Genomic DNA, 22,589 nt, shown 5'->3' on the forward strand with positions numbered 1-22,589 from the left:
CACTACGTCCATCTCCAAAAGCTTCGCAACCTCAGAGGTTGCCATGCAGCGGTCCCGCCCTTCCCCAAGCCAGGTGTTGCTTAGCGTGCCGTCCCAAGATGAGGCGTGCACAACCAGGCGTTGTCCAGCGAAAGGGCCCGTGGCCGGACCGTAGACGAACGTGCGATCGGGCGGTGCCGGGTTGTCCTCGCCGTATCGCGCCCCACGCTCATCGACAAATGCGTATCCCAGTGCCATGGCTCACACCCTAAACCGGACCGCGAACACGTCGCGGGCTGCTGGCTCCAAGGAGCGCGCATAGGGAAACCGTGCCAGCATCCCTCATCGGTCACGATCACGTCTGCCGATGGTGTGAGTGGGGGCCGCTCCACTGGCGCCCTATTCAGGCGAAGAGACAGGGTGGAATCTCCCAACCCGAAAGTACCCAGCAAACTCACGGTAAGCTTTCAGGGGAAGTCCAGATTCAGAATCTAACTACAAGCGCAGAGTGGGAGGGGGGAAGGCGATGCGCGTCACAATTTTACTGGACCTAGACGGCCAACCCGCCGCGTTCGACGGCCGAAGCCCACACCCACGCGCGGTGCAGCCCGCGGTGTTCCCACTCGACGTAGACGGCGCGTTGGGTCCACGCCAGGGCGCGGCCCTGGACGTGCGCAGACATTGCGGGGGATCGCACCCACGCCAGAACGGGAATGGGCTCGGTGACCACAATTGCCGGCAGTCGGCCCAGCTCCTCCGCGGTGAGGCTGAACGGCCGAGCGGTGAACTCCTCGTACTCGGGCTCAACCTGTTTCAGGGTGTCGGCCTGCACGGGGGGTGCCGGTTGCGGGCCACTCGGGTATCTCTTGTTCGCTCCCATGCCGCAATTCCATTCGAATGTGTGTTCGATTCAAGGCACAATGTCCCAACGGACTCCAGCCCCGGCCCGGGGAACCGCATAGACGTACTGGCAGGACCGCCGACGGCGACAGGCCCCCTGCCGCGCATGTCCAGAAAGGAAGTGCCGATAGTACCTAGTAGCACGACCGCTTAAAGCACAGAGACCCCGTGAGGGGCCTGTGTCCGATAAACCTCCCCAAGAGGCAAACCAGAAAGAAGAAACACCATGACCGTAGCACCCGAACTGCTGCCCACATCTCCCGCATTCAGCGCAAGCATGCAGTTCTCACCCTCCGGGATGAAGATTGCAGGCGGGGGAGTGTTGGGCGCAACCTTGCTCCTGTGCGTGATCTCCGGCGTCCTGAGCTGGGACCAGGCCCTGACCGTTCTGGACTTGCTCCTCCCGTAGCAAGCTTGGGGAGTGGCCCTGTCGCTCTCCAAGCCCTCCAACGGTGGCCGGCGCCCTCGACTACTTAGCGGGCCTGACGTACGGCACCAGGTGATCCGCGGGGATCGCAGCTCGCAGTTGCTCGACTGCAGCCCAACTGTCAGGCGCTTCGACAGTGGCCGGCGTTGACTCAGCCGCGTCCCGTGGGCGGTGTGCCAGGTCCCAGTTCATCCCCCATTATCCGCCCACCAGATGGGCCGATCGGGAGCTAGACCAGGCGCACCAGGTCACACGAGGGACACCGCCAGAACGCGCTTGCCGGTGACCCGGTGGTCACCATCGGCACTAGGCACCGCTCGCAGTTCGGGGGAGCGCCCAAGGAGTCCGGTTCCATGCCGGCAGCATAGCCAACCTGCCGAGACCCGTTCTCGAGACGGGGAAATGCGGCGGTCTCGGTGCCCCGGTATGCAGGCCGGCGCACGGTGGCCTTTTTGCTTTTTCGTCTGGGGGATTGTTCACTTCGCGCTGCCGGCGTCAAGCCGTCGTCGCAGTTTCGGCAAAACTTTTCTCCCCCGCTGCGCTCCTCCAAAAACTTTGGCCTGCCAACCGCTCCTTGTGGCTTGACCCCGACAGCACTCCCGTGAGGGCGGAAGACCGCCGAAAAGGCAAAGAAACGTTGAGGGAGATAGAGAACATGATCGAATACATCACCACCAAGGACACTGCCAAGTTGGTTCGCGCCGCATTGAAGAACGCGTTTCCCGGAGTGAAGTTCAGTGTTCGGATGAGCACCGGCACCGCGGCCGCGTGGATGAACGTGAGCTACAGTGACGGACCCACCGAGCTTGAAGTAAAGGAAGTCACCAGCCAGTTTCAGGGCCGCAGCTTCAACGGGATGACCGACAGCTACGACGACAGCGGAACAGCGCTGATCGCGGGCGAGGGTGAAGAGATGCCCCGTGAGGTGCGCTACTGCTGTGACGGAATCCTCAGCCACCGCGAATACACCGCCGCCGGATACCGCGCAGCGCAGCACCTCATTAGGACCGAGAGCGACCACCGGGACCTAGTTCTGTTTACCCCCGAGGGCGAGCCGATCGACAGCGCAACGTTGCCCGATGGGCTGTACGTCGCGGGCCGTTACCTCGACTACCTCTACAGCCCCAAGCAGGTTGCCCAAGCAATCCTCCACCGCGTAAACCTCTGCACCGTCACCACACCCGTCCGATAGACCAGGAGAACCAGACATGCCCACAATCACCATCGACTCAGTTCCCGTCGTTGTATTTGTTGACGTTTTCGAGGAAGCCGACCTAGCCCGCGACCTGGGGCCGCGGTTAACCTGTGGCGAGGTCGAGGCCCTGTCAAACTTGCTCCGCGCAGTGGGCGCAACCGCCGCCGCCGACTACTGGATCGAGGCGCACGCCGCCACCGACGAGGAGGGGGACAGCCACTGCCGACCCGCCGAAGCTACGCCCGTCGAGGTCTTGGACATTGACCAAGAGAATCTGTCTAGTGACCTGGACTTGTTTAGTCAAGGTCACTAGACTAGAGTCATGAACAAACGCGCGGTACTCAAAAAAATCAGGGATGCGGCCAAAGCTCGCGGCCTTGACTATCGAGAGGTCGAGCTGACTAACCACACCGGCATCGTGGTTGGAGAAACGCGAAGCACCATCGGGCGACATTCCGAAGTTGCGGAAGGAACCGCCCGCGCGTTTTACAAGCAGTTCGAGAAGGAACTAGGGAAGGGGTGGTGGCGGTGACGTACACATCACAGGCACACAAGGAGGGCCGCTGGTGGGTCGTGCAAAACGACCAGGTGCCCGGCGCGATCTCGCAGGTAACCAGGCTCGACCAGGCGGCCGAAGCGCAGCGGGAAGCAATCGCGTTTGTTGAAGATGTTTCGGCGGACTCGATAGAGGTTCTGGTGCGCGTGTCGATCAGCCCGGAAATCGACCGGGAAGTGCAGGAGGCTAGCGCGCTGCGCGAGGAAGCGCAGGAGCGCGAACAGCGCGCGTCCGAGCTGCGCCGCGGCGTCGCGCGCCGCCTAGAGGCGGACGGTTACACCATCCGCGACATTGGCGTGGTGTTGGGCGTTTCGTATCAGCGCGTGCACCAGCTCACCCACTAGACCAACGACCAGGAGACCCAATGTCAGTAAACGAAGAAGGCCGACAGACAGAAATTGCGGACGAGCTGGCCGAAGCAGCCAAGACGCTGGCACACTCGACGCGCACAGTTCCGCGCCCCTCAGATTCTTACGAGCTGCTGGGTAGTCTCCAAGCCGCCCAGGAGTCGCTAGCCCAGGTCTACGCGCAGTTGGCAGGGTGGCACGGCGCAGCGGTAGACGGCACGCACTACAACGGCGAGGACGACCACGGCACCCCCGGACTTCCCGCAGTCGGCGCCGACGGGCAAGCCACCGGGCTGCTCAACCTGGCGGCGGCATCCGCTGCAACAACGGCCGACCTGGTCGCCAAGGCTCACGCAGCTAACGCCGTCGTGCGTTGGTTCGATGAAGTGAAATAAGAAGAGGAAGCACGACCATGACGACACCCCGCACGATAGAAGCAACCGCATCCCATGAGGACAAATGGTGGGAAATCTCCTTCCAGGATGATGACCTAGACACCGTGACTTCTACGCGCAACATCAACGACGTAGAGGCCACGGCCACCGACGCGGCCGCGCTCTGGCTTGACGTCAATCCCGCCACGATCGCAGTCCGCGTAACCTACGCGCTCCCCGAGGCCTACCGCTCCACCTGGGAGAGCGCCCAAGCTAAGACTGTGGCCGGCGAGGACGAAGCGGAAGCGGCGCAGATGCGCCGCACCGTGATTGCCAATCTCCTCGCAGACGGATACACACTCGAAGAAGCCGGCAAAATTCTAGGACTATCCAAGGGCCGAATTCACCAGCTCGCGACCGTCCCCACACCCATCGCCTAACCAAGCGCGCAGCGAGAAAATGAAAGCCACGGAGGTAGAGCGGTTCGGGTCGCACGTCGTCAAGGGCCCTGCCACCGATGACTGTTGGATATGGACAGGCGCGATCGCTGATGACGGCTACGGCCGATTCTGGACCAAGGACGGCGACGACCAGAAGGTCTATCGGCCGCAGCGTTTCACTTACCAACTCGACACCGGAAAAGCGCTCCCGTCGTCGGTGCTGCTGCCGCACTCCTGCGACGTGCCTATCTGCGTGCACACCGTCAGAGACGCGGCAGAGTCGTACCTATCCGAGGACACCAACAAAACGAACATGCTCGACCGGGCGCAGAAAAACCGCCACGCTAACCGGTGGCCAGCATGGCAGTTCAATGGTCTTGCGCGAGAGGAAGGCGCGCAGCGCTCCCGCGATCTTCGAGACGTGATCCTCACCCACGGGTGGGACCCTGAGCGGATGAGCGCCGCTCTCGCCGGGGTAGAAGAAACGCACCCGCGCCTGTTCTAACCGTAAAGCCCGGCCCGGAGCCCAACGCCGCTCGGCTTGGGCGCCCCGGGGAAGCTGGGCGTGTGCTGAGGGTCTGAGAGACGAGGTGTTCCCCCTCATTTCTTTCGCTGATCAGCCGTACAGTGCTGGTAGGCAACTTGATAGGGGGGATTCAAGTGAACGGTCGACCTTGTCGATCCACCAGCGCACGGGCCGCCGTGACAGCGATGATCATTCTGGGGGCACTAGCGGGCTGTTCGCCGACCGTGCCCGATGAAAGCCTGGCAACGTCGGCACCGGTGGTAGGCACCACAGCCGGAGGCTGCGAGTTCGCTGCCACCCGTAAAGCATTCGACCCTGAGCACCCTCAAAACACAGCCCTGTCTTACGTGAAGCTAGCCAACACCGGCACCACTGACTGCGAAGTGTCCGGCTTTCCCGATGTAGCCCTGCTCGATGCCAACGGGAACGTTGTCGGCGACCCAGCCGTGGAACGAACCACGGTCCCGGCTCGGACGCTCACCGTAAAACCGAAGCAGGCCGCCTACGTCATACTCAAAGTCGCTGGCCAAAATCTCTACCAGGACTGTCCGTTGCTCGGAGCGGCAACACTGCGGATCCGCCTGCCTCAAAGTAGCGAAGACATCCATGTTGATGTGGCTGATCTCAACATCTGTGATGGTGCAACCTCCAGGTGGCTGGTGTACAACCTCGCCGCCAGCCCGGATAATCCTCATTCCTAACCGAAGCGGATCGACCCCACCTATACATGAGCTGTGCGATGAACCCGCTTCGCACGAGTGACGAGCCTGACCGGGGAATGGCGTCCGTTTGGAGATCCTCTATCGGACGCCGAAGGTGCAGACCGAGAGTGGCGGGGCCACTGCGGACACCGATAGCTTGTCATCCAGTAGGAGCCACAAAGGGGGCATCTCATCCCGTGGCGGGGCGCGCGTGCGAGCAACGTGCGGCGGGCGGCGTGATGGCGAGCCGCATCGGTTAAGAAAGCGGGTTGTCCGGGCTGGCCGCGATGTTGTACCCCAGCCAGTTGGAGGTGGCGTCATCGCAGATGTTGAGAGAGACAGCCGTTCCTCGGGCCAGGCGCTCTGCCTGAGCGTGATGCTTGGCGTGGTGCTCCGCTGTTCCAATGATGATTGACCAAGGCGAGCCGTCAAGCCCCGACAACATGGCCGCGTTTTGCCAGACGTATAGCCACAGGCCGCACATGGCCTCGTCGGCCGCGGCCGGGGACTTCAGGTAGTGATTGCAGATCGCAAACGTCGGAACACACAACTGATCGTAAATCAGGCCGAACGCAGCCTGACTGCCCGAAGCCATGCTCAGCATCAGCTTCTGCTGATCGGATGCCTCGGACAATGCCGTCACCACACTATGCCGCCTCGAACGCCAGAATCGGATATCACCGCGCTACACAGAGGACCTCCGCCGCTGGCATGCACGGGCTCACGGCAGGCGAGGGGCCAAAGCTTGTGGCCGGTCGATCTGCACCCGATGCCGGTTGAGTCGCTATGCCCACAGCACTCGCCGCCGGCACAATCCGGCCCCACTCTTGCCGCAGAACCCACACCCCTTAGAGGGACGTGACCCGACTGCAACTGATTTACCATCGACATGAACGGTGCAGTATTTCCTCCTGCTGGATACAAACCGAATTCCTCCAGTTTCCTCTGACGCTGCCGGAATTTACTGGCTGCGCCTCAATGCGGGCACTGCCCTGCACCCAACTCACCGTACTCCTGGGCCCGCTGCGGGCCCTCGCGATCGCCACTGGCATCAACATCAACGGTGATCAGTTCGTTGATGTCGATCAGGGCAATAACTGACATCTAGACCCGCGTATCCCGGCCGACAAACAGCTTGAAAAGGCCACCTATGCCAGGGACGACCTCGACCGCGGCTATCTCGCCCGGCACCAACACCCGGTCCGGGGCGTCGCCGCAACAGCCAGGCCAGCTAACACCGACACCGTCGCCTACACGAACACCGCCCCGCAGTCCGGGGCGTTCAACCTGTCGAAATCGCCGGCACTCCCCGCCGCTTGGACGGTTCCGGATGTTCCAAAGGCCCATCATGGATATCGTCGGCCTCACCGAACTCGACCTGGCCGATCTGTCCGACCCAGACGCTCTGGCGCAAATTGCGAACACTCGGGACGACGCAGGCCGTCGAGACGACTGGGTCAAGCTCCACGACGCAACAGGAATCCACTTCAAATCCGCAACAGCCAGTTCGGTTGCCGACGAGTGAGGGCTATCGCCGTCGTTACAGATTCGTTTTATGCATCTTGACCCATTCGAGGGGAGCAGCCCAGAATATAGGCGAACCTCATTACCCGAAACGAGGCGGAGAGCTAGGCGCGACGTGACCATCGAAAACCCGCAACAGATCAGGCGATTCGAGAGCTGGTACAACCCACAGGTGCATCAGGCAACCGGGGTGATCATCGCTCAAACCAACGCAAACCCTGACCAAGCGCTGCGATGTCTCGTGAGGCATGCTAAATCCACGGGGGTTTCAGTTGATGCCGTGGCCGCGGACGTTATCGCCGGCAAAATCACTTTCACCTAACGTCCTCGGATAGCCCGGTGCGTAGGGGACTGCCCCGAGTTCAGTTGACTCAAAGGGTTAGTGGTTTCAGGCGGCTTTGAGGGCCACGTATATTGCCTCAAACTCGATCGGTGAGCTTACCGAGGCCAGATCCACCCGTTGTCATGTTCGCGCCGGCCTCCCAGGGAGAATTGCCGTTAGGTCCGGTGGCCTCGAGATACCGTGTCCCTATGCGGGACAACAAAGCGAACGCCGCTCTGATGCGACAACGGATTCGGACCTGATCGAGCGAGGCCTTGGCCACTGTCTCCCCGCCTTCTATGAGGCGGCGGGCGTTTCCAATCTGGCTGTCTATGACGATCCGCGGGCGACCGCCCATATCCTTCCTGGAGTTGCGGCGATTGGTGGTCGAATCCAGTATGACTGTGGCGGCTTTAGTGGGACCCACCCGGGCAATCTAAACGGGACTCACTTCGACGTTTTTGGGGAGTCTGGGGCGATTTAGGCCGGACCCACCCCTACGGTTTCCTCACCGGTCGGGATCCTTGGTGGGTTGTGGGTGAGGCGTGGGTGGTTCTTGTGGGCTGTTGATTCGGGCGGCAGTGGTGGCTGTGATGTAGCTTTCCATCGTTTCAGTCAGATCCCCGAGCATGCCCTCGAATATCCCGAGAAGCTCGGTGGAGTGTTTTGCCAACACGTCAGCGATCCGATCACCCAGCGGCTGGAAGAAGTCGTCGGCGATGGCCTGGACACCGGATGTGGAGTGGAGCGTCACGATGCGCCGATCGGCGTGGACTCGGCTGCGGAGTACGTGGCCGGCCAGCTCTAGACGGTTGATGAGTGTTGAGGTGGCTCCGGGGGTGAGGCCGATTTTTTCACTCAGTCTTGCCGGGGACAGCGCCGCGCCGCGTTCCTCCGCTGCGAGGATCTCAATCAGGGCAGTGGCGTCAGTGGAATGAAGGCCTTCGTTTGCCGCGAACTGGCGTGCGAGCTCCGAGTAGGTGGCACCGTAGGCGCGCAGCGCCTCATTGAGGCGTTCGCTCTGCTGAGGGAACCCGGCGTGCGGGACGGAGTTACCCATGAGGCCACCTTTCGTTAGGTTTCATAGCTCGGTTGACATTACCATCATAAAGTAGTTTGATGATGAAATAGTTATTTGGTAAAGTTACATGGAGGTTGGAATGGCTGTTTCTGCAGGAGCGCGGCGGTGGATCGGTTTGATAGCCGTCGCGCTGGGTGTGGCCCTTATCGTGGTGGATACCACCATCGTGAATGTGATCACCCCGTCGGTGATCGATGACCTGGGCATCAATTCAAGTCAGGCACAGTGGATTCAGGAATCCTATGCGATCGTCTTCGCGGCGCTGCTGTTGGTCTCCGGACGAATCGCGGACCTGCGCGGCGCTCGAAGCGTGTTCATCGGCGGTGTTGTCATCTTCGGTGCCACCAGCCTTCTCGCCGGATTGGCATCAAATGGCGAGATTCTCATCCTTGCCCGCTTCCTACAGGGCATCGGTGCCGCCGCTATCCTGCCGACGTCACTGGCGTTGCTAAACCACATGTTCACTGGCCCGGCCCGTGGCCAGGCGTTTGCCGTGTGGGGTTCCACCATCGGTGCAGCCACCGCGCTGGGGCCGGTGCTGGGAGGCTGGCTCTCCGAGCACGCGTCGTGGCGGTGGGCGTTCGGGATCAACATCCCATTGGTCATCATCATCCTGGTGATCGCTGTTATCTTCCTCCCACAACCCCCGCGTTCTCGGGGAAGCGTCGATGGCCTGAGCGCCGTCTTATCCATTCTCGGGTTGGGCCTGCTTGCGTTTGGCCTCGTCGAGGGCCGCGTCTATGGATGGGTGATGAGCGAACAGCCATTCACACTGTTCGGTGCCACGTGGGATGCCGGGCTCTCCCCGGCATTCGTGGCGCTCGTGCTCTCTGTCGTGCTGATGACGGTCTTCGTGTGCCGTCAGGTGGTGATCAGCCGTGTGAACAGCAAGCACCAGCCGCTCATGGACGTGAAGCTATTCTCGATCTCGTCCTTCCGCAACGGCAACATCGCCACGCTGATCATTGGCCTGGGTGAATTTGGCATCATCGCCGTCCTGCCGCTGTGGTTGCAGTTCACTCTGGACTACACGCCGCTGGAAGCCGGAGCAACACTTGTCCCTATCGCTATCGGCAGCTTCGTTGCCAGCGGCATCAGCTTCCCGCTCTCCGCGAAGGTCTCTCCGCTGGCACTGGTGCGTATCGGTCTCATCCTTGAAGTAGTGGGACTTGCCGGCCTCGGCCTTGTTGCGGCCGTCACTGACGCGAATTGGTGGTTCATCGCCCTGGTCCTGTTCTTCTACGGGATCGGCGTCGGATTCGCCACGTCCCAGGTGACCAACGTGGTCTTGGCAGATGTTCCGGAAGGAGATGGCGGTCAGAGCTCGGGCATCCAGAGCACCTTCCGCCAACTGGGCTCGGCACTTGGTATCGCCGCCTTGACGACGGTATTCTTCTCCTCCCTGGGGAGCACCCTGCAGAACAAGCTAACCGACGCCGGCCTCTCCGGGGCGGAGGCGAGCAATCTCAGCAACGCGGTCACCGACAGCGCCGGAGCCGCCATTGGGCCGCTGGCAGCGAACCCGGAAACAGTTTTCGTCGCCGATGCGGCGAGGGAAGCGATGACCCAAGCGATTGCGTTTGGTTCCTACCTCGCGGCCGGTTTCCTCATCATCGGGGTGGTCGCCACCCTGCTCATTCCGAGCAAGCGGCTCACCGAGAAGGCACACGCCGACAGTGTTTCAACCGAGGCTCAAAAATCCGTAAGCGGCAAAGCGTGAACTGGGTGCCCAACTCGCCCGCCCTTCTGCTCTGAGCGGTGGTCTCCGCCTCCCGACCGCGGGGGCGGAGACCACCTCACTACCGGGGCCGGATTCACCGAATGAACCGGCAACCCTCGCCCACTCTGAAAGGAACCACCGCATGCCGAATATGCGTGTACTGATCTCCGGAGCCAGCATCGCTGGTCCCGTCGCCGCCTACTGGTTGGCAAGATACGGGTGGGAGGTCACCATCATCGAGCGTGCCGCCCAACTGCGGGTGGGCGGGCACAATATCGACGTTCGCGGCGCCGGACGCGAAGTGGCCCGCCGCATGGGAATAGAACAGACCATCAGAGAGGCGACAACGGGTGAAAAGGGGACACGGTTCATCAACAGCAATGGCGAAACAGTCGCCGAGTTCCCGGCCTCGACCTCCGACACCGCAGGTGCGACAGCTGAGCTGGAGATCCTGCGCGGAGATCTTGCACGCATCATCATTGACACCAACTCCACGGGTGTCGAGTACATCTTCGGCGACGTCATCACCGGCGTCACCGAATCCGCCGACGAAATCACCGTATCCTTCCAGCACGGGCCTGACCGCTCCTTCGACGCCCTGGTGATAGCCGAAGGCATCAATTCCCGCACCCGGGCCCTGGTATACGGAGACGAGCCAGTCATCAGGCACCTCGGCCTGTACACGACATATTTCACCATTGACCGCACCCCCCACGATGACGATTGGGCGCACTGGTACAACACAACTCAAGGCCGGGCCGCTCTTCTGCGCCCCGACAACAAGGGCACCACCCGGGCCGCCCTCTCGTTCCTCTCCGGTCCGGAAGGATACGAAGACCTGCCCCCCAAACAACAGAAGACGGCAATACGCAACCGCTTCGCTGACGCCGGATGGGAAATCCCCCGCATCCTAGAAGGTCTCGAAAGCGCAGAGGACATGTATCTGGACTACATCGGACAAGTACACGCCCCGAGCTGGTCCAAAGGCAAAGTGATACTACTTGGCGATGCAGCCTACTGCGCCTCACCCATCAGCGGCATGGGCACCAGCCTGGCCCTCGTCGGCGCGTACGTGCTGGCCGGAGAACTCGCATCCCATCCCCACGACACCGATACCGCAAACCAAAACTACGAACGCCTCATGAGGCCATACGTCCACCAAGCCCAACAACTGCCACCCGGTGCCCCCCGCATAGCAAACCCCAAAACCCGACCCGGCCTGGCGGTCTACAACGCTGCGCTCAAACTCGGCGCAACCCGCGCATTCAGCGCACTGGGCGAAAAGATTTTTACACCACCGGCTGACAAGATCGAACTGCCCCACTACACACATCTGATCAAATCAACCTTTGTTTCCAACCAGAATTCCGATTCTCCTCAACAAATACCCCACGATGATGAGGATCATGTCTCCTGACCTCCCAGGGACCCGCATCAACAGACAAGGCATGATTGCTTCGATTTACCGGAACCCTTGGAGCAATAGTCATGACCCCGCTCACCCTCACCCCGGCCGGAATTCTCCCGACCGCGAGCTCCAACTCACCTGGCGGAAACCGCCGGGACCCGGCCGCACCGATGATGATCTCCGGCGGTACCGTCATCGCCCCGGAGGGCGTGCACTCGCCAGGCTGGGTCGATATCCGTGCTGATTGCCCCGTCGAGGACCTCGATGGAGCTGTTCCTGGTGGCCAGCTCGAGCATGGATGCTTCGGAGAAGTAGCGTCGTTCGCCAGCTCCCCACTCGTCGTGCTGCTCGATCAAAACCAACCCGGCCAGGCGCAACAGAGCTGCAGCGTTGGGAAACACGCCGACGACGTCGGTGCGGCGTTTGATTTGTTCACCCGTTCCAGCGAGTTTGTGGACCAGATCTGGCGCCAGTGCCGCCGCAGGAACGCAGCGAACTCATGTTCGACACCATGGCCGGCGAGTCGCTCTCACGGCTCTGAATGCGCGACGACGGCTGGTTGGGGTGCCCTCGGCGGCCAGGTGCTGGCGCCGAGTTCCCGGGAGATGTTTCGGGCCGTTTCGCGCAAGCTATTCAGCACGCTGGATTCAGGAGGCCACTCGCTCGTCGGAACGACAACAGCGACCGCGGCAATGACAGTGCCGCGGGTGTCCACCACGGGCACCGCGACCGACGACTCACCCAGCACCGCCTCGTCCTCTTCGGTGGCGATGGCGTGTTCCGTAATCGAGGTTAACTGCATGGCGAGCTGGGCTGGGTCGGTGATCGTGGCGCCGGTGAGACTGCGGAGGGTTCGCCCCAGCAATTCGGAGGTGTACTCCGGGCTATACGCGAGGAGAACTTTGCCCATTGCCGAGGCGTGGGCAGGGATGGACAGGCCCGTTTCGGGCATCTGCTGGCTGCCGTCAGGGCGCTCGTTGTGATGGATGACGATGACCTCGTCGAACAGCTGTACTCCCAAACGCGTGGACAGTCCGGTTCTGCGCGCGAGTTCGACGGTCCAGCGCATGGCCCGCGCGCGCACATCGAGCGTGTCGAGGTAGACATTCGAGAGTTTGAGCAGGGCCGGGCCGAGCAAGTACCGGCTGCCGCCGGGCTCCTGCGCGACAAGGCCGTGGCCCTGCAACGATTTGACGATGCCGTGCACGGTCGAGACCGGCAGCCCCAGTTCGGCGGAGAGTTCGGTGATGCCGAGGTGGCGTGCGCCCTGCAACGATGACAGCACTTTCGCCGCACGATCGATGGCTTGAATCACATCTGCACCTCCGGTTGATCTCTTCAGTATGCTGCGCCATTGACACTTCTTCATAACCCGTGTTGACATCCACCATCCTTCCGGAGGATATTCGACATTGTCGAATTGCATTCTGTGGCTTGTATTGAGTTGCGGGCGAACGCGTCTCGCGGATCCACCTCGAAAAGTTCAACGGAGAGCAAACATGAAGGTAAACCTGGAGGTCTCAACATGAAGAAACTGATCAATTCCCCGGAGACGGTTCTGGCCGATTCCCTTATCGGCGTGGCGGCCGCGCATCCGGAACTTCGCGTCGACCACGTCAACCGCATCATCTATCGGGCAGCCCCAACGAGAGTAGGCAAAGTTGCCCTGCTCTCGGGTGGAGGTACCGGTCATGAGCCGCTCCACGGCGGTTTTGTCGGTGTGGGCATGCTTGACGCGGCCTGCGCTGGAGCGGTCTTCACCTCGCCGACGCCCGACCAGATGCTCGAGGCGACGAAGGTTGTGGACAGCGGAGCGGGCGTGCTGCACATAGTCAAGAACTACACGGGTGACGTGATGAACTTCGAAATGGGCGCGGAACTCGCGGCGGCGGAGACCGGGATCACGGTTGCAGTTGTGGTCGTTAACGACGACGTGGCGGTCGAGGATTCAACGTTCACCGCAGGCCGCCGGGGTGTGGGCACCACGGTCCTGCTCGAGAAGATCGTGGGTGCGGCCGCTGAGGAAGGCCGCGACCTCGCCGCCGTCACCGCGGTGGCCCGCCAGGTCAATGAGTCCGGTCGCTCCATGGGAGTTGCCCTCACCAGCTGCACAGTCCCGTCGGCCGGGAAACCAACTTTCGAGCTCCCCGAAGACGAGATGGAGATCGGCGTGGGCATTCACGGGGAGCCGGGACGCTTCCGCGTGCCGTTGGCCGGGGCCGCTGAGGTAGCCCGCCAACTCGTCGAGCCGATCCTCGCCGACTTGGACTTCACCGGGGCCCCGACGATCGTGATGCTGAATGGGCTAGGCGGTACCCCGTTGATCGAGCTTTATGTCATGTACGCCGAAGTCCGGAAGATCCTCGACGCTGCCGGCATCACGGTCGCCCGCTCTCTCGTGGGCAATTACATTACGGCGCTGGACATGGCGGGCTGCTCTGTCACGATCCTCAAGGCTGACGAAGACCTGCTTCATCTGTGGGACGCACCGGTAAACACCGCCGGAATGCGCTGGGGGATCTAACACCATGACGAATGACACGATCGACCTTGATCAGCTCACCGGCTGGCTGACCCGGTTTCGCGATTTGGTGACTGAGAAGGTCGCTTACCTCACCGAACTGGATTCGGCCATCGGCGACGCGGACCACGGCTCGAACATGACCCGTGGCATGGGTGCGGTCCTCGAGAGAATCCAGGCTTCGCCGGCTGGCACCGTTGACGAACTGTTCAAGGGCGTGGGAATGACCCTGGTGACGTCGGTGGGTGGCGCCAGCGGCCCTCTGTACGGCACCTTTTTCCTGCGGATCGGTACCACGGCAGGACCGGTCAAGGCTCTGGACGCGTCCGGCCTGGCGGCGGCCCTCCGTGCAGGGCTGGATGGTGTCGTTGCCCGCGGCAAGGCTGAGGCGGGGGACAAGACCATGTTCGACGTTCTTGCTCCCGCGCTCGACGCGTTCGATGCCGCTCTTATCGTGTCTTCCGATATTTCTTCAGCAGCCCGTGCTGCCTACTCCGCCGCCCGAACGGGGCGGGATGCCACTGAACCTCTGCTCGCCCGCAAGGGTAGGGCAAGTTACCTGGGGGAGCGCAGCATCGGTCATGTCGATCCGGGAGCCGCGTCGACGTCGCTGCTCTTCCAAGCGCTGGCCGAGATCCTCGACGAGGAGTAGATCGTGATAGGAATCGTAGTTGTATCGCACAGCCCCCGTCTGGCGCAGGCAGCAGTGGACCTCGCGGTGGAGATGGTCGGGGTCAACGGGCCGGCCATCGCAATCGCGGCCGGTGCCAGCGAAGGCGTCATCGGAACGGATGCGCTCAAAGTCTCCGAGGCCATCGCCGAGGTGTCCTCTCCCGAGGGCGTGCTCGTGATGATGGATTTAGGATCGGCTGTGATGAGCGCGGAAATGGCGCTGGAATTCTCGGACGACCCCGATGTGCCCGTCCGGCTCAGCAGCGCTCCCTTCGTTGAGGGTCTAATGGCGGCAGTCGTGCGAGCGGCGGGTGGCGCCACCCTCGACGACGTGGAACGTGAGGCCCGAGGCGCCCTCCGCGCCAAGCAGAGCCACCTAGGCGACGAGGAGCCGGCCGGCCGTCCGGCCGATTCCGGCCCGGCGGCGGAACACACGATCCAGGTAATGCTGCTGAACCCCCACGGCCTGCACGCGCGACCGGTTTCGATGCTCGTCACCGCCATCAGCGCATTTGAGGCGACGGTGACGGTCGCCAACCTCCGCACCGGCAAGCCCCCTGTGCCGGCCAACAGCCCGACGGCACTGTTGGCCGTCGGCGCCCGGAAGGGCGACACGATCTCTGTCGCAGCGGCCGGACGACAGGCCGTGGCGGCACTCGAGGCCGTGAGCGACCTGGTCTGCAAGGGCTTCGGGGAACTGGAGACCACAAACGCTCCCGCGCCCATTCCGGCACTGCCCGCGCCGCAACCGGAGGCACCGCCCTCGACCGAGGCGGCGTCGAACCGGCCGCTAGGCGTAAGTCCTGGCCTCGCCGTCGGTCCGATCGTGCGGATGCAGGAGCCGATGGGTGAACCCGGACCGGCAGCCGAACTCTCTATGCGCGAACGGGAGGCGGCCGCGGAGAGAATCGTAACTGCCGCGGCATCCGTTGCCCTGGCCTTCAGGGCCAAGGCGGTCCGGGTCACCGGAGCGGCGCAGGGAATTCTGGAAGCGACGGCGCTGATGGCGGCCGATCCCGGATTGATCGATGCGGCCGTTTCCCGGGTGACCAAGCAGGGTCACACTCCAGAGCGCGCCGTTTGGGCGGCCGTGGGTGAGGTCGCGTCGCTCTTCAGCGAACAGGGCGGGCTCCTCGCCGAGCGCATCCCGGACCTGCACGACGTGCGCAACCGCATCGTGGCTGAGCTGCTCGGCCGTCCGGCACCGGGCCTGCCGGATCGTTCCGAGCCATATGTGCTCGTGGCCCGTGACCTGGCGCCCGCCGACACGGCGCTGATCGACCCCAAAGTGTGTCGGGCGATCGTCACCGTCGAAGGCGGCCCGACCTCCCACACGGCCATCCTCGCGCGTGCCCTCGGCCTACCCGCCGTGGTGGCGGCCCGGGATGCGATGGACCTGCCCGAGGGGAGCGTGGTGATCGTCGACGGCACGACCGGTGAAATCGTCGTGGACCCCACCGACGAGCAGGTGGTGCGAGCTGAGGGTCAGGTCGGCCGGGTGGTCACCTTCGACGGCGCGGGAGCGACCAGAGACGGGCACCGTGTGCAGCTCCTCGCGAACGTGGCTTCGCCGGACAGCGTTGCCGCCGCGATCGAGGCGAATGCCGAGGGAGTCGGCCTCTTCCGCACCGAATTCTGCTTCCTCGACCACGCCGAAGCTCCGGGACTGGACGAACAGGTCGCCGCCTACCGTCAGGTGTTTGCCGCATTCCCTGGGAAGAAAGTGACGATTCGAACACTGGATGCGGGCGCCGACAAGCCGCTCGCCTTCGTCACGGCCGCGGACGAGGTCAACCCTGCCCTCGGCATCCGGGGGTATCGCACCGCGTGGCAGCGCCCTGAACTGTTGGACACCCAGCTGCGGGCCATCGCCACGGCGGTGGCTGCAGAGGACGCCGTCGTCGGTGTCATGGCTCCCATGATCGCGACCGTCGACGAGTCTGCGGATTTTGCGGCCCGATGTGCCGCGCACGGCCTGCACAACGTGGGTGTGATGATCGAGACTCCTGCCGCCGCCATCACCGCGAGCTCAATCCTCGAACGGGTGGACTTCGCGAGTCTGGGGACCAACGACCTTGCCCAATACACTATGGCGGCCGATCGGCTGATGGGAGAGCTCGCCCTGCTCAACGACCCCTGGCAGCCAGCGGTCCTGCGGATGATCCGGGAGGCTTGCCAGGCCGGTGTGGTGGCTGGTAAGCCGGTCGGGGTCTGCGGAGAGGCCGCGGCAGATCCGATGCTCGCCGCCGTCCTGGTGGGGTTCGGGGCAACCAGCCTGTCGATGTCTCCGCGCGCCCTGGGTGGCGCGGCGAAGTTCCTGCGTGGCGTGACGCTGAATCAATGCCGGGATGCCGCGATCGCCGCGGTTGCCGCCGGTAGCGCCGACGCGGCCCGGTCCGCCGCCGCTGTTCTGCTTGAGCCGACACGGGTGTAGCGAGCCCGAAACAACCCGCTAATCCGGTGGGGACCCGGACTGCTGTACTGCTCCGGAAGATGCCCGCCGAATCGTTGGACGATCGCTTGACTCGAGCGTATCCCCGGCGGCTCGGCGGGCATCTGCTGGTGCCGGGCCGCTCACGAGCGTCCGATTTGCACAGACGTGCATCGATGGTTTCCAAAATTGGAACCCATCGTCCAAAAATGCTGAATAGCATTCAGGAAATATGGCTTCGGACGCGTGTTTACGCCTTGAAACTGATTTTGTGGGCCTTGATCTCGGATTGGGCGAACGTGCCAGAATCCGCTCGAAGGTGCGTTCGCTCGGCCGCTCGGCGTAGGACGCCCGTTTTCGGCCGGATCGGCGGGCGTAGTGTGAAATCTGTGACCCGGAAGACCGGTTCACCGCTACCGTCCCACAAAGATGTAGACGCAGTTCAACCAGGAAGAAGGTCTACGATGACCACTCCAATCCGCACAGTTATGAGCCCCGGACGTTACGTCCAGGGCAAGGGAGCGATTGATCGCCTCGGCGAATTTGTGGCTCAGATCGGATCCGCCCCCGTGATCGTCGCTGATGACGTCGTGTGGGGCTTCGCAGGGGAGCAGGTGTCGGCGAGCTTCGCCACTGCGGGCCTCCGCGTTGAACGAGTCGAGTTCGGCCGATTCGCGACCGCGGCCGCAGTCGACGCGCTGGTCGAGAAGATCCGCGCAACCAAGTCCGACGTGATCATCGGCGTGGGTGGCGGAAGCACGATCGACTCAGCCAAGGCCGCCGGCTTCCTGGCCGGAATTCGCTGGGTCAGCGTGCCCACCGTGGCATCGACCGACGCACCCACCTCCGCACTCTCGGTGATCTACACGGAGGAGGGCGAGTTCGTCGAGTACCGGTTCTTCCCCCGCAATCCCGACCTTGTGCTTATCGACACCCAGATCGTGGCCAATGCGCCGGTCGAGTTCCTCATCGCCGGTATCGGCGACGCATTGGCAACCTGGCTCGAAGCCCGGGCCACGGCGACTGCCAATGCGACCACGATGGCCGGTGGGCTACCGACCCAAACTGGAACCGCGCTGGCCAAGTTGTCGTGGGACGTCATCTGGGAAAATGCCCTTCCCGCACTCGACGCCGTGCGTGACAACCTGGTCACTCCTGCTCTCGAAAAGCTGGTAGAAGCTAACACCCTATTGTCCGGGCTTGGTTTTGAGTCGGGCGGCCTAGCGGCGGCCCACGCCATCCACAACGGTCTGACGGCGGCGCCGCAGACCCACGGGCTCACCCACGGTCAGAAGGTGAACATCGGCTCTTTGACCCAACTCGTCCTTGAGGGCGCGCCACGCACCGAGGTGGAAGACTTCATCGAGTTCACCACTCGCGTCGGTTTGCCAACCACGCTGACGGAGATCGGTCTGGGCCTAGACGACGAGAAAGAACTGAGGGCCATCGCAACGGCTTCAACCCTGCCGGGCGAGACAATCCACAACATGCCGTTCGTAGTCACGGCAGACGACGTTCTCGACGCCCTCAAGTCGATCGAGCGGCTCTCTCGCTCCGTGCGCGTTGCGCGCGGACTGCCCGCTCCCGTCAGGTACGTGCAAAAGCACTGACACGTCGGCCCGCCGGTCGCCACGCACCGCAGTGGCGTTCCGGCTGGCCGCCGTCCTGCACTCGGCCGCCGGGGCGGCGCTGTCGTTGATGAACAGGTCGCCCGCTGAGGCTGTCTTGCTTGGACCTGCCCGAGCACGCAGATGCACCGACGGGTGCAGCGCAGCCCGGACAGTTCCGAGCCAGCCCCGCGATCGTTGAGCGGGATGCTGTCGGTTGAGGCATCCGCGCGATGGACGCCCGTCGCGACGCCGCCGACGACCCCGGCGTCCTGAGCACCTCGGAGTCGACGTCGGGATAGCGGCCGACGTATAGGTGGCTGGGCACCTTGGAGAAGGGCGATCTGGGCGTTGTGGGTGCATTTGGGGCTCACGCGGCGGTTGACCGCATTCATGCTGTTTCAGGCGATACCCATGATTATGTTCGAGTCGAAGAACTCGCCGTGAATCCGTGCAACCGAGAAGGCCACGCGCCCCAACTGTTCGACATCATTTGGACCGGGCACCGGAACGACCTGCGCGGTGACCTGGAAGCTGTCCAAGATTAGCTACTCCACCCGGCTCGTCGCGTTCAGTGGAAAGCTGATCTGGACGTAGACCAGCCCGCTGGCTCTAGCCTGGCTGAGCAGGCGGGACCCCGAAGAGGGACGGCTCTCATGTCCGGACTCGGATGCAATATGGGTGCGCCGCCGTGAACGTGTCGCTGGTTCGGTTGGACGGGGATGGATCGTTGGGTGGGTGATCTTGAATCCGTGCACGGATGTTCACATTGTTTGACCGTTTGTGCGGAACTCAGCACTCTAAAGATTTGCTCGCGCAGGACTTCCAGTTGGACTTCGTTCTCGTCGATTGTCACCACCAAAGCGGAAGAGCAAGGCCGGAGCATGGGACAAGTCCACGATTATCTACAACCAACGCCTCACGCTCCGCGGAATACCGGAAGAGGCGCATGAATACATGCTCGGCTCACGTTCTGCGATCGATGTTAACGCCGACCGAAAACAGGACCAACAACGCCGATTGAAAACAGGACCACCGACCAGTATGGAAGGTGATCAATATGGACGATTGGGCGAAGATACGCCAACTGTTTTCGACGGGTGAGTACTCGAAGCGGGAGATCGGCCGGCTCGTCGGCGTCTCGCGGGGAACGGTGGAGCGGGCGCTGGAATCAGACCGGCTGCCGAAGTATCAGCGGCCCGCGGTTGGGTCGAGTTTCGATGCGTTCGCCCCGCAGGTTCGGGCGTTGTTGGCCGTGACGCCGACGATGCCGGCCTCGACGTTGGCCGAGCGCGTCGGCTGGCCTGGGTCCGCGTCAGTGTTCCGCGAGAAGGTCGCCAGCGTCCGGCCGGAGTACGTGGCGCCGGATCCCGCGGACCGCCTCGTTCACGAGCCGGGCCGGCAGGTCCAGTGCGACTTGTGGTTCCCGCACGAGCCGTTGCCGCTGGGACACGGGCAAGAGGGCATGCCGCCGGTGCTGGTGATGACGTCGACGTTCTCCGGGTTCTTCCAGGCGCTGATGTTGCCGTCGCGGACGACACCCGATCTGCTCGGCGGGATGTGGTCCCTGCTGCAAGCCGCCCACGCGGTGCCGAAACGGCTGCTCTGGGACAACGAGACCGGTATCGGCCGCGGCAAACTCACCGAGCCCACGGCCGCGTTCGCCGGGACGCTGGGCACGGAGATCAAGCTCCTCAAGGCGCGAGACCCGGAGTCCAAGGGCATGGTCGAGCGCCGCAACCGGTTCTTCCGCTCGTCGTTCATGCCGGGCCGCGACTTCGCCTCACCGCAGGACTTCAACGAGCAGATGGCGGCCTGGCTGCCGATCGCCAACGCGCGGCACTCCCGCTCCCGGCGGGCTAGGCCGATCGACCTGATCGCCCAGGACCGGGCCGCGATGCGCCCACTCTCATCCGTGGTCCCGGACGTGTTGTTTCGCAACACGGTTCGGCTGCCCCGGGACTACTACGTTCGGGTGCACTCGAACGACTACTCCGTCGCGCCGGCGCTGATCGGCCGGCTCGTGGACGTGACGGCTGACCTCGAGCGCATCCACGTCTCCCATAACGGCGTCACCGTCACCTCCCACGACCGTGCGTGGGCCAGGCAGCTGACCGTCACCGACCCCGACCACGTCGCCCAGGCGGCCGTGTTGCGGCGCCAGTTCCAGACGCTGCGCCGCGATCAACGACCCCAGGCTCACGTCGCGTTCGTAGAGACGGCCAGCCTCTCGTCCTACGACGACGTGTTCGGCGTTGACACCGGTCGTGGCCTGACTGATCTGAGCCTGATCGCATGAGCACCGCAGCATCTCAGATCGAGTACTACGCCCGCGCGCTGCGCGCCCCGAGGATCGGCGACGCGTTCCGGCGCCTGGGCGATCAGGCCCGCGATGCCGGCTGGTCGCACGAGGAATACCTCGCCGCGGTCCTTTCCCGCGAGGTCTCCGAACGCGAGGCCTCCGGCGCAGCCCTGCGAATCAAGGCCGCCCGGTTCCCGGGGCACAAGACGTTGGAGGACTTCAACTTCGATCACCAGCCCTCCGCCGACCGGAACCTGATCGCGCACCTGGGCACGAGCACGTTCGTGACCGAGGCGAAGAACGTCGTCCTCCTCGGCCCGCCCGGCACCGGCAAGACCCACCTCGCCGTCGCACTGGGCGTTCAGACCGCCAAACACGGCCACCGCGTCCTGTTCGACACCGCAACCGGCTGGGTCGCCCGCCTTCAAGACGCCCACTCCCGCGGGAAACTCGCCGCGGAGCTGACCCGGCTGCGCCGCTACAGCGTCCTGATCTGCGACGAGGTCGGTTACATTCCATTCGACCAGGACGCCGCGAGCCTGTTCTTCCAGCTCGTCGCGAGCCGCTACGAACACGCGTCGCTGATCATGACCAGCAACCTGTCATTCGGGCACTGGGGCGGGGTCTTCGGCGACCCGACCGTCGCCTCCGCGATGATCGACCGCATCGTTCATCACGCCGACGTAATCAGCCTCAAGGGCACCAGCTACCGGCTCAAAAGCCACCAGACCGCGCCCGATACGGCATAGTAGAAACACACATAGTGGTCCTGTTTTCAAACGGCACTATTGGCCCTGTTTTGGGTCGGCGTTGACAATCGAGTGGGTTCTGGATGACTCCCTCCCCGAATCGCTCCAGTGGATCATGCGGGGCGTGCTCGCCCTTGTCTTCGTGGCAATGGGCGTCGGTCACTTTGTGCCGCTGATGCAGCACACGATGGTCGCCATGATCCCGCCGCGGTTACGCGGCCGCGGACTGCTGAGCGGTCGAAACCTTGTGATCTTCACCGGGCTCTGCGAGATCGCAGGAGGTATCGGCCTGCTCCTGTCGCAGACCCGGCTGGCTGCCGGTATCTGCCTGCTCGTGTTCCTCATCGTCGTGTTTCCCGCCAACGTCCACGCAGCGCGAAATCGGGAGCGTTTCGGTGCCGCGGCGTTCCCGCTCGTTCCGCGCCTGATCTTCCAGCTGGTGCTCATGGCACTCCTCGTCGGGCAGTCCTGCCCGCTTGACCACGTAGAGACGTCCGGAGCAGATGCTCCGGCGCCGTCAAAGCGGCGTTTGCTTCGACACCGTGGGTGCATTCGTACGGATGGAAACTGTCTATTTTTTCGAGCAAACTTAGACTGGGACCGGCCCTAGTTCAGTTGACTCAAAGGGTTAGTGGTCTCAGGCCGCCAAGATCCCGAGGCTGCGCGTCGGCTCGTTCTTCACCGCGCAGATCCGGGACACCTCCGACTTGGAGATCCCGGTGTCAGCGCCGAGCGCCTTGACCAGGTCGTCGACTTTCCGGGTCGAGACACCGTGGACGTAGGCCTCCATCACGACCGCGAACAACG

27 protein-coding genes and 3 pseudogenes are annotated in these 22,589 nt (G+C 63.2%); 22 read left to right on the forward strand and 8 right to left on the reverse strand.

What is annotated here, in order from left to right; genetic code table 11:
• Nucleotides 1–529: 529 nt before the first annotated feature.
• Nucleotides 530–859, reverse strand: coding sequence for a hypothetical protein (locus E3T22_RS04590; RefSeq protein ID WP_088458248.1), 330 nt, complete (start codon nucleotides 857–859; stop codon nucleotides 530–532).
• 246 nt (nucleotides 860–1,105) lie between these two features.
• On the opposite strand from E3T22_RS04590, the gene E3T22_RS04595 reads away from it, so the two are divergent.
• The 9 genes from E3T22_RS04595 to E3T22_RS04635 all read left to right on the forward strand — a co-directional run bounded on the left by E3T22_RS04595 (nucleotide 1,106) and on the right by E3T22_RS04635 (nucleotide 5,445).
• On the forward strand, nucleotides 1,106–1,288 hold the full coding sequence (locus E3T22_RS04595; RefSeq protein WP_103461360.1) for a hypothetical protein: 183 nt from the start codon (nucleotides 1,106–1,108) through the stop codon (nucleotides 1,286–1,288).
• A 673-nt stretch (nucleotides 1,289–1,961) separates the two neighbouring features.
• A complete protein-coding gene (locus tag E3T22_RS04600; RefSeq protein ID WP_088458247.1) occupies nucleotides 1,962–2,498 on the forward strand; it encodes an LPD29 domain-containing protein in 537 nt (178 codons plus the stop codon).
• A 16-nt stretch (nucleotides 2,499–2,514) separates the two neighbouring features.
• Complete coding sequence (locus E3T22_RS04605) at nucleotides 2,515–2,814, forward strand: hypothetical protein (RefSeq protein WP_174776204.1); 300 nt, start codon at nucleotides 2,515–2,517, stop codon at nucleotides 2,812–2,814.
• A gap of 9 nt (nucleotides 2,815–2,823) precedes the next feature.
• A complete protein-coding gene (locus tag E3T22_RS04610; protein WP_088458246.1) occupies nucleotides 2,824–3,033 on the forward strand; it encodes a ribonuclease PH in 210 nt (69 codons plus the stop codon).
• Nucleotides 3,030–3,401, forward strand: coding sequence for a hypothetical protein (locus tag E3T22_RS04615; RefSeq protein WP_134479514.1), 372 nt, complete (start codon nucleotides 3,030–3,032; stop codon nucleotides 3,399–3,401). The genes E3T22_RS04610 and E3T22_RS04615 overlap by 4 nt, the downstream gene beginning before the upstream one ends.
• A 20-nt stretch (nucleotides 3,402–3,421) precedes the next feature.
• On the forward strand, nucleotides 3,422–3,799 hold the full coding sequence (locus E3T22_RS04620; protein ID WP_121678521.1) for a hypothetical protein: 378 nt from the start codon (nucleotides 3,422–3,424) through the stop codon (nucleotides 3,797–3,799).
• A gap of 17 nt (nucleotides 3,800–3,816) precedes the next feature.
• Entirely contained in the window at nucleotides 3,817–4,218 is a 402-nt protein-coding gene (locus E3T22_RS04625) for a hypothetical protein (RefSeq protein WP_088458243.1), read from the forward strand.
• Nucleotides 4,219–4,237: 19 nt separating this feature from the next.
• Nucleotides 4,238–4,723 (forward strand): hypothetical protein, encoded by a 486-nt coding sequence (locus E3T22_RS04630; protein WP_088458242.1) that lies wholly within the window; start codon nucleotides 4,238–4,240, stop codon nucleotides 4,721–4,723.
• A gap of 206 nt (nucleotides 4,724–4,929) precedes the next feature.
• Nucleotides 4,930–5,445 carry a DUF4232 domain-containing protein gene (locus E3T22_RS04635; RefSeq protein WP_088458241.1) on the forward strand — a complete coding sequence of 172 codons (516 nt, stop codon included), beginning with the start codon at nucleotides 4,930–4,932 and terminating at the stop codon, nucleotides 5,443–5,445.
• Between the two features lie 256 nt (nucleotides 5,446–5,701).
• Here the strand turns inward: E3T22_RS04635 and E3T22_RS04640 are convergent, their stop codons facing one another.
• Nucleotides 5,702–6,091, reverse strand: coding sequence for a hypothetical protein (locus E3T22_RS04640; protein ID WP_134479516.1), 390 nt, complete (start codon nucleotides 6,089–6,091; stop codon nucleotides 5,702–5,704).
• Nucleotides 6,092–6,420: 329 nt separating this feature from the next.
• Complete coding sequence (locus E3T22_RS19460) at nucleotides 6,421–6,549, reverse strand: hypothetical protein (RefSeq protein WP_255416818.1); 129 nt, start codon at nucleotides 6,547–6,549, stop codon at nucleotides 6,421–6,423.
• 12 nt (nucleotides 6,550–6,561) lie between these two features.
• Between E3T22_RS19460 and E3T22_RS19620 the strand changes: the two are divergent.
• The 3 genes and pseudogenes from E3T22_RS19620 to E3T22_RS04650 all read left to right on the forward strand — a co-directional run.
• Nucleotides 6,562–6,672: pseudogene (locus tag E3T22_RS19620) on the forward strand (DNA/RNA non-specific endonuclease); the annotation flags it as partial.
• Nucleotides 6,673–6,793: 121 nt separating this feature from the next.
• Nucleotides 6,794–6,970 (forward strand): hypothetical protein, encoded by a 177-nt coding sequence (locus E3T22_RS19325; protein ID WP_240632537.1) that lies wholly within the window; start codon nucleotides 6,794–6,796, stop codon nucleotides 6,968–6,970.
• A gap of 114 nt (nucleotides 6,971–7,084) precedes the next feature.
• Nucleotides 7,085–7,291 carry an ANTAR domain-containing protein gene (locus E3T22_RS04650; protein WP_165791186.1) on the forward strand — a complete coding sequence of 69 codons (207 nt, stop codon included), beginning with the start codon at nucleotides 7,085–7,087 and terminating at the stop codon, nucleotides 7,289–7,291.
• A 508-nt stretch (nucleotides 7,292–7,799) separates the two neighbouring features.
• Here the strand turns inward: E3T22_RS04650 and E3T22_RS04655 are convergent.
• Complete coding sequence (locus tag E3T22_RS04655) at nucleotides 7,800–8,351, reverse strand: MarR family winged helix-turn-helix transcriptional regulator (protein WP_088458238.1); 552 nt, start codon at nucleotides 8,349–8,351, stop codon at nucleotides 7,800–7,802.
• Nucleotides 8,352–8,451: 100 nt separating this feature from the next.
• Here E3T22_RS04655 and E3T22_RS04660 point away from each other — a divergent pair, with 100 nt between their 5' ends.
• The gene (locus tag E3T22_RS04660; RefSeq protein WP_088458237.1) at nucleotides 8,452–10,092 is read left to right on the forward strand and encodes an MFS transporter; all 1,641 of its coding nucleotides are present in this window, start codon (nucleotides 8,452–8,454) and stop codon (nucleotides 10,090–10,092) included.
• A 142-nt stretch (nucleotides 10,093–10,234) separates the two neighbouring features.
• Entirely contained in the window at nucleotides 10,235–11,509 is a 1,275-nt protein-coding gene (locus E3T22_RS04665) for an FAD-dependent monooxygenase (protein WP_088458236.1), read from the forward strand.
• A 298-nt stretch (nucleotides 11,510–11,807) separates the two neighbouring features.
• Here E3T22_RS04665 and E3T22_RS04670 read toward each other — a convergent pair.
• Nucleotides 11,808–11,972 (reverse strand): annotated as a pseudogene (locus E3T22_RS04670) (transposase); the annotation flags it as partial.
• A gap of 57 nt (nucleotides 11,973–12,029) precedes the next feature.
• Nucleotides 12,030–12,926, reverse strand: a complete 897-nt coding sequence (locus tag E3T22_RS04675) for an IclR family transcriptional regulator (RefSeq protein WP_241983595.1) — start codon at nucleotides 12,924–12,926, stop codon at nucleotides 12,030–12,032.
• A gap of 99 nt (nucleotides 12,927–13,025) precedes the next feature.
• Between E3T22_RS04675 and dhaK the strand changes: the two genes are divergently transcribed.
• From dhaK to E3T22_RS04695, 4 genes are all read left to right on the forward strand, one after another.
• Nucleotides 13,026–14,024 carry a dihydroxyacetone kinase subunit DhaK gene (gene dhaK / locus E3T22_RS04680; protein ID WP_088458233.1) on the forward strand — a complete coding sequence of 333 codons (999 nt, stop codon included), beginning with the start codon at nucleotides 13,026–13,028 and terminating at the stop codon, nucleotides 14,022–14,024.
• A 4-nt stretch (nucleotides 14,025–14,028) separates the two neighbouring features.
• Complete coding sequence (gene dhaL / locus E3T22_RS04685; protein WP_088458232.1) at nucleotides 14,029–14,673, forward strand: dihydroxyacetone kinase subunit DhaL; 645 nt, start codon at nucleotides 14,029–14,031, stop codon at nucleotides 14,671–14,673.
• Between the two features lie 3 nt (nucleotides 14,674–14,676).
• Entirely contained in the window at nucleotides 14,677–17,127 is a 2,451-nt protein-coding gene (gene ptsP, locus E3T22_RS04690; RefSeq protein WP_088458231.1) for a phosphoenolpyruvate--protein phosphotransferase, read from the forward strand.
• 461 nt (nucleotides 17,128–17,588) lie between these two features.
• On the forward strand, nucleotides 17,589–18,734 hold the full coding sequence (locus E3T22_RS04695; RefSeq protein ID WP_088458230.1) for a glycerol dehydrogenase: 1,146 nt from the start codon (nucleotides 17,589–17,591) through the stop codon (nucleotides 18,732–18,734).
• A gap of 398 nt (nucleotides 18,735–19,132) precedes the next feature.
• Here the strand turns inward: E3T22_RS04695 and E3T22_RS18985 are convergent, their stop codons facing one another.
• Nucleotides 19,133–19,273, reverse strand: a complete 141-nt coding sequence (locus E3T22_RS18985) for a hypothetical protein (protein WP_166788928.1) — start codon at nucleotides 19,271–19,273, stop codon at nucleotides 19,133–19,135.
• 307 nt (nucleotides 19,274–19,580) lie between these two features.
• Between E3T22_RS18985 and E3T22_RS19625 the strand changes: the two genes are divergently transcribed.
• The 4 genes from E3T22_RS19625 (at nucleotide 19,581) to E3T22_RS19335 (ending at nucleotide 22,392) form a co-directional block, all read left to right on the forward strand.
• Nucleotides 19,581–19,835, forward strand: a complete 255-nt coding sequence (locus tag E3T22_RS19625) for a type ISP restriction/modification enzyme (protein ID WP_166788929.1) — start codon at nucleotides 19,581–19,583, stop codon at nucleotides 19,833–19,835.
• Nucleotides 19,792–21,030, forward strand: coding sequence for an IS21 family transposase (gene istA / locus E3T22_RS04700; RefSeq protein ID WP_088458229.1), 1,239 nt, complete (start codon nucleotides 19,792–19,794; stop codon nucleotides 21,028–21,030). The genes E3T22_RS19625 and istA overlap by 44 nt, the downstream gene beginning before the upstream one ends.
• Entirely contained in the window at nucleotides 21,027–21,782 is a 756-nt protein-coding gene (istB, locus tag E3T22_RS04705; RefSeq protein WP_088458228.1) for an IS21-like element helper ATPase IstB, read from the forward strand. Before istA ends, istB begins: the two co-directional genes overlap by 4 nt.
• A gap of 61 nt (nucleotides 21,783–21,843) precedes the next feature.
• Entirely contained in the window at nucleotides 21,844–22,392 is a 549-nt protein-coding gene (locus tag E3T22_RS19335; RefSeq protein ID WP_241983596.1) for a hypothetical protein, read from the forward strand.
• Nucleotides 22,393–22,467: 75 nt separating this feature from the next.
• Here E3T22_RS19335 and E3T22_RS04715 read toward each other — a convergent pair.
• A pseudogene (locus E3T22_RS04715) lies at nucleotides 22,468–22,589 on the reverse strand (transposase); the annotation flags it as partial.

Source organism: Cryobacterium sp. TMB3-10 (genome assembly GCF_004402305.1).
Taxonomy (GTDB): domain Bacteria; phylum Actinomycetota; class Actinomycetes; order Actinomycetales; family Microbacteriaceae; genus Cryobacterium; species Cryobacterium zongtaii.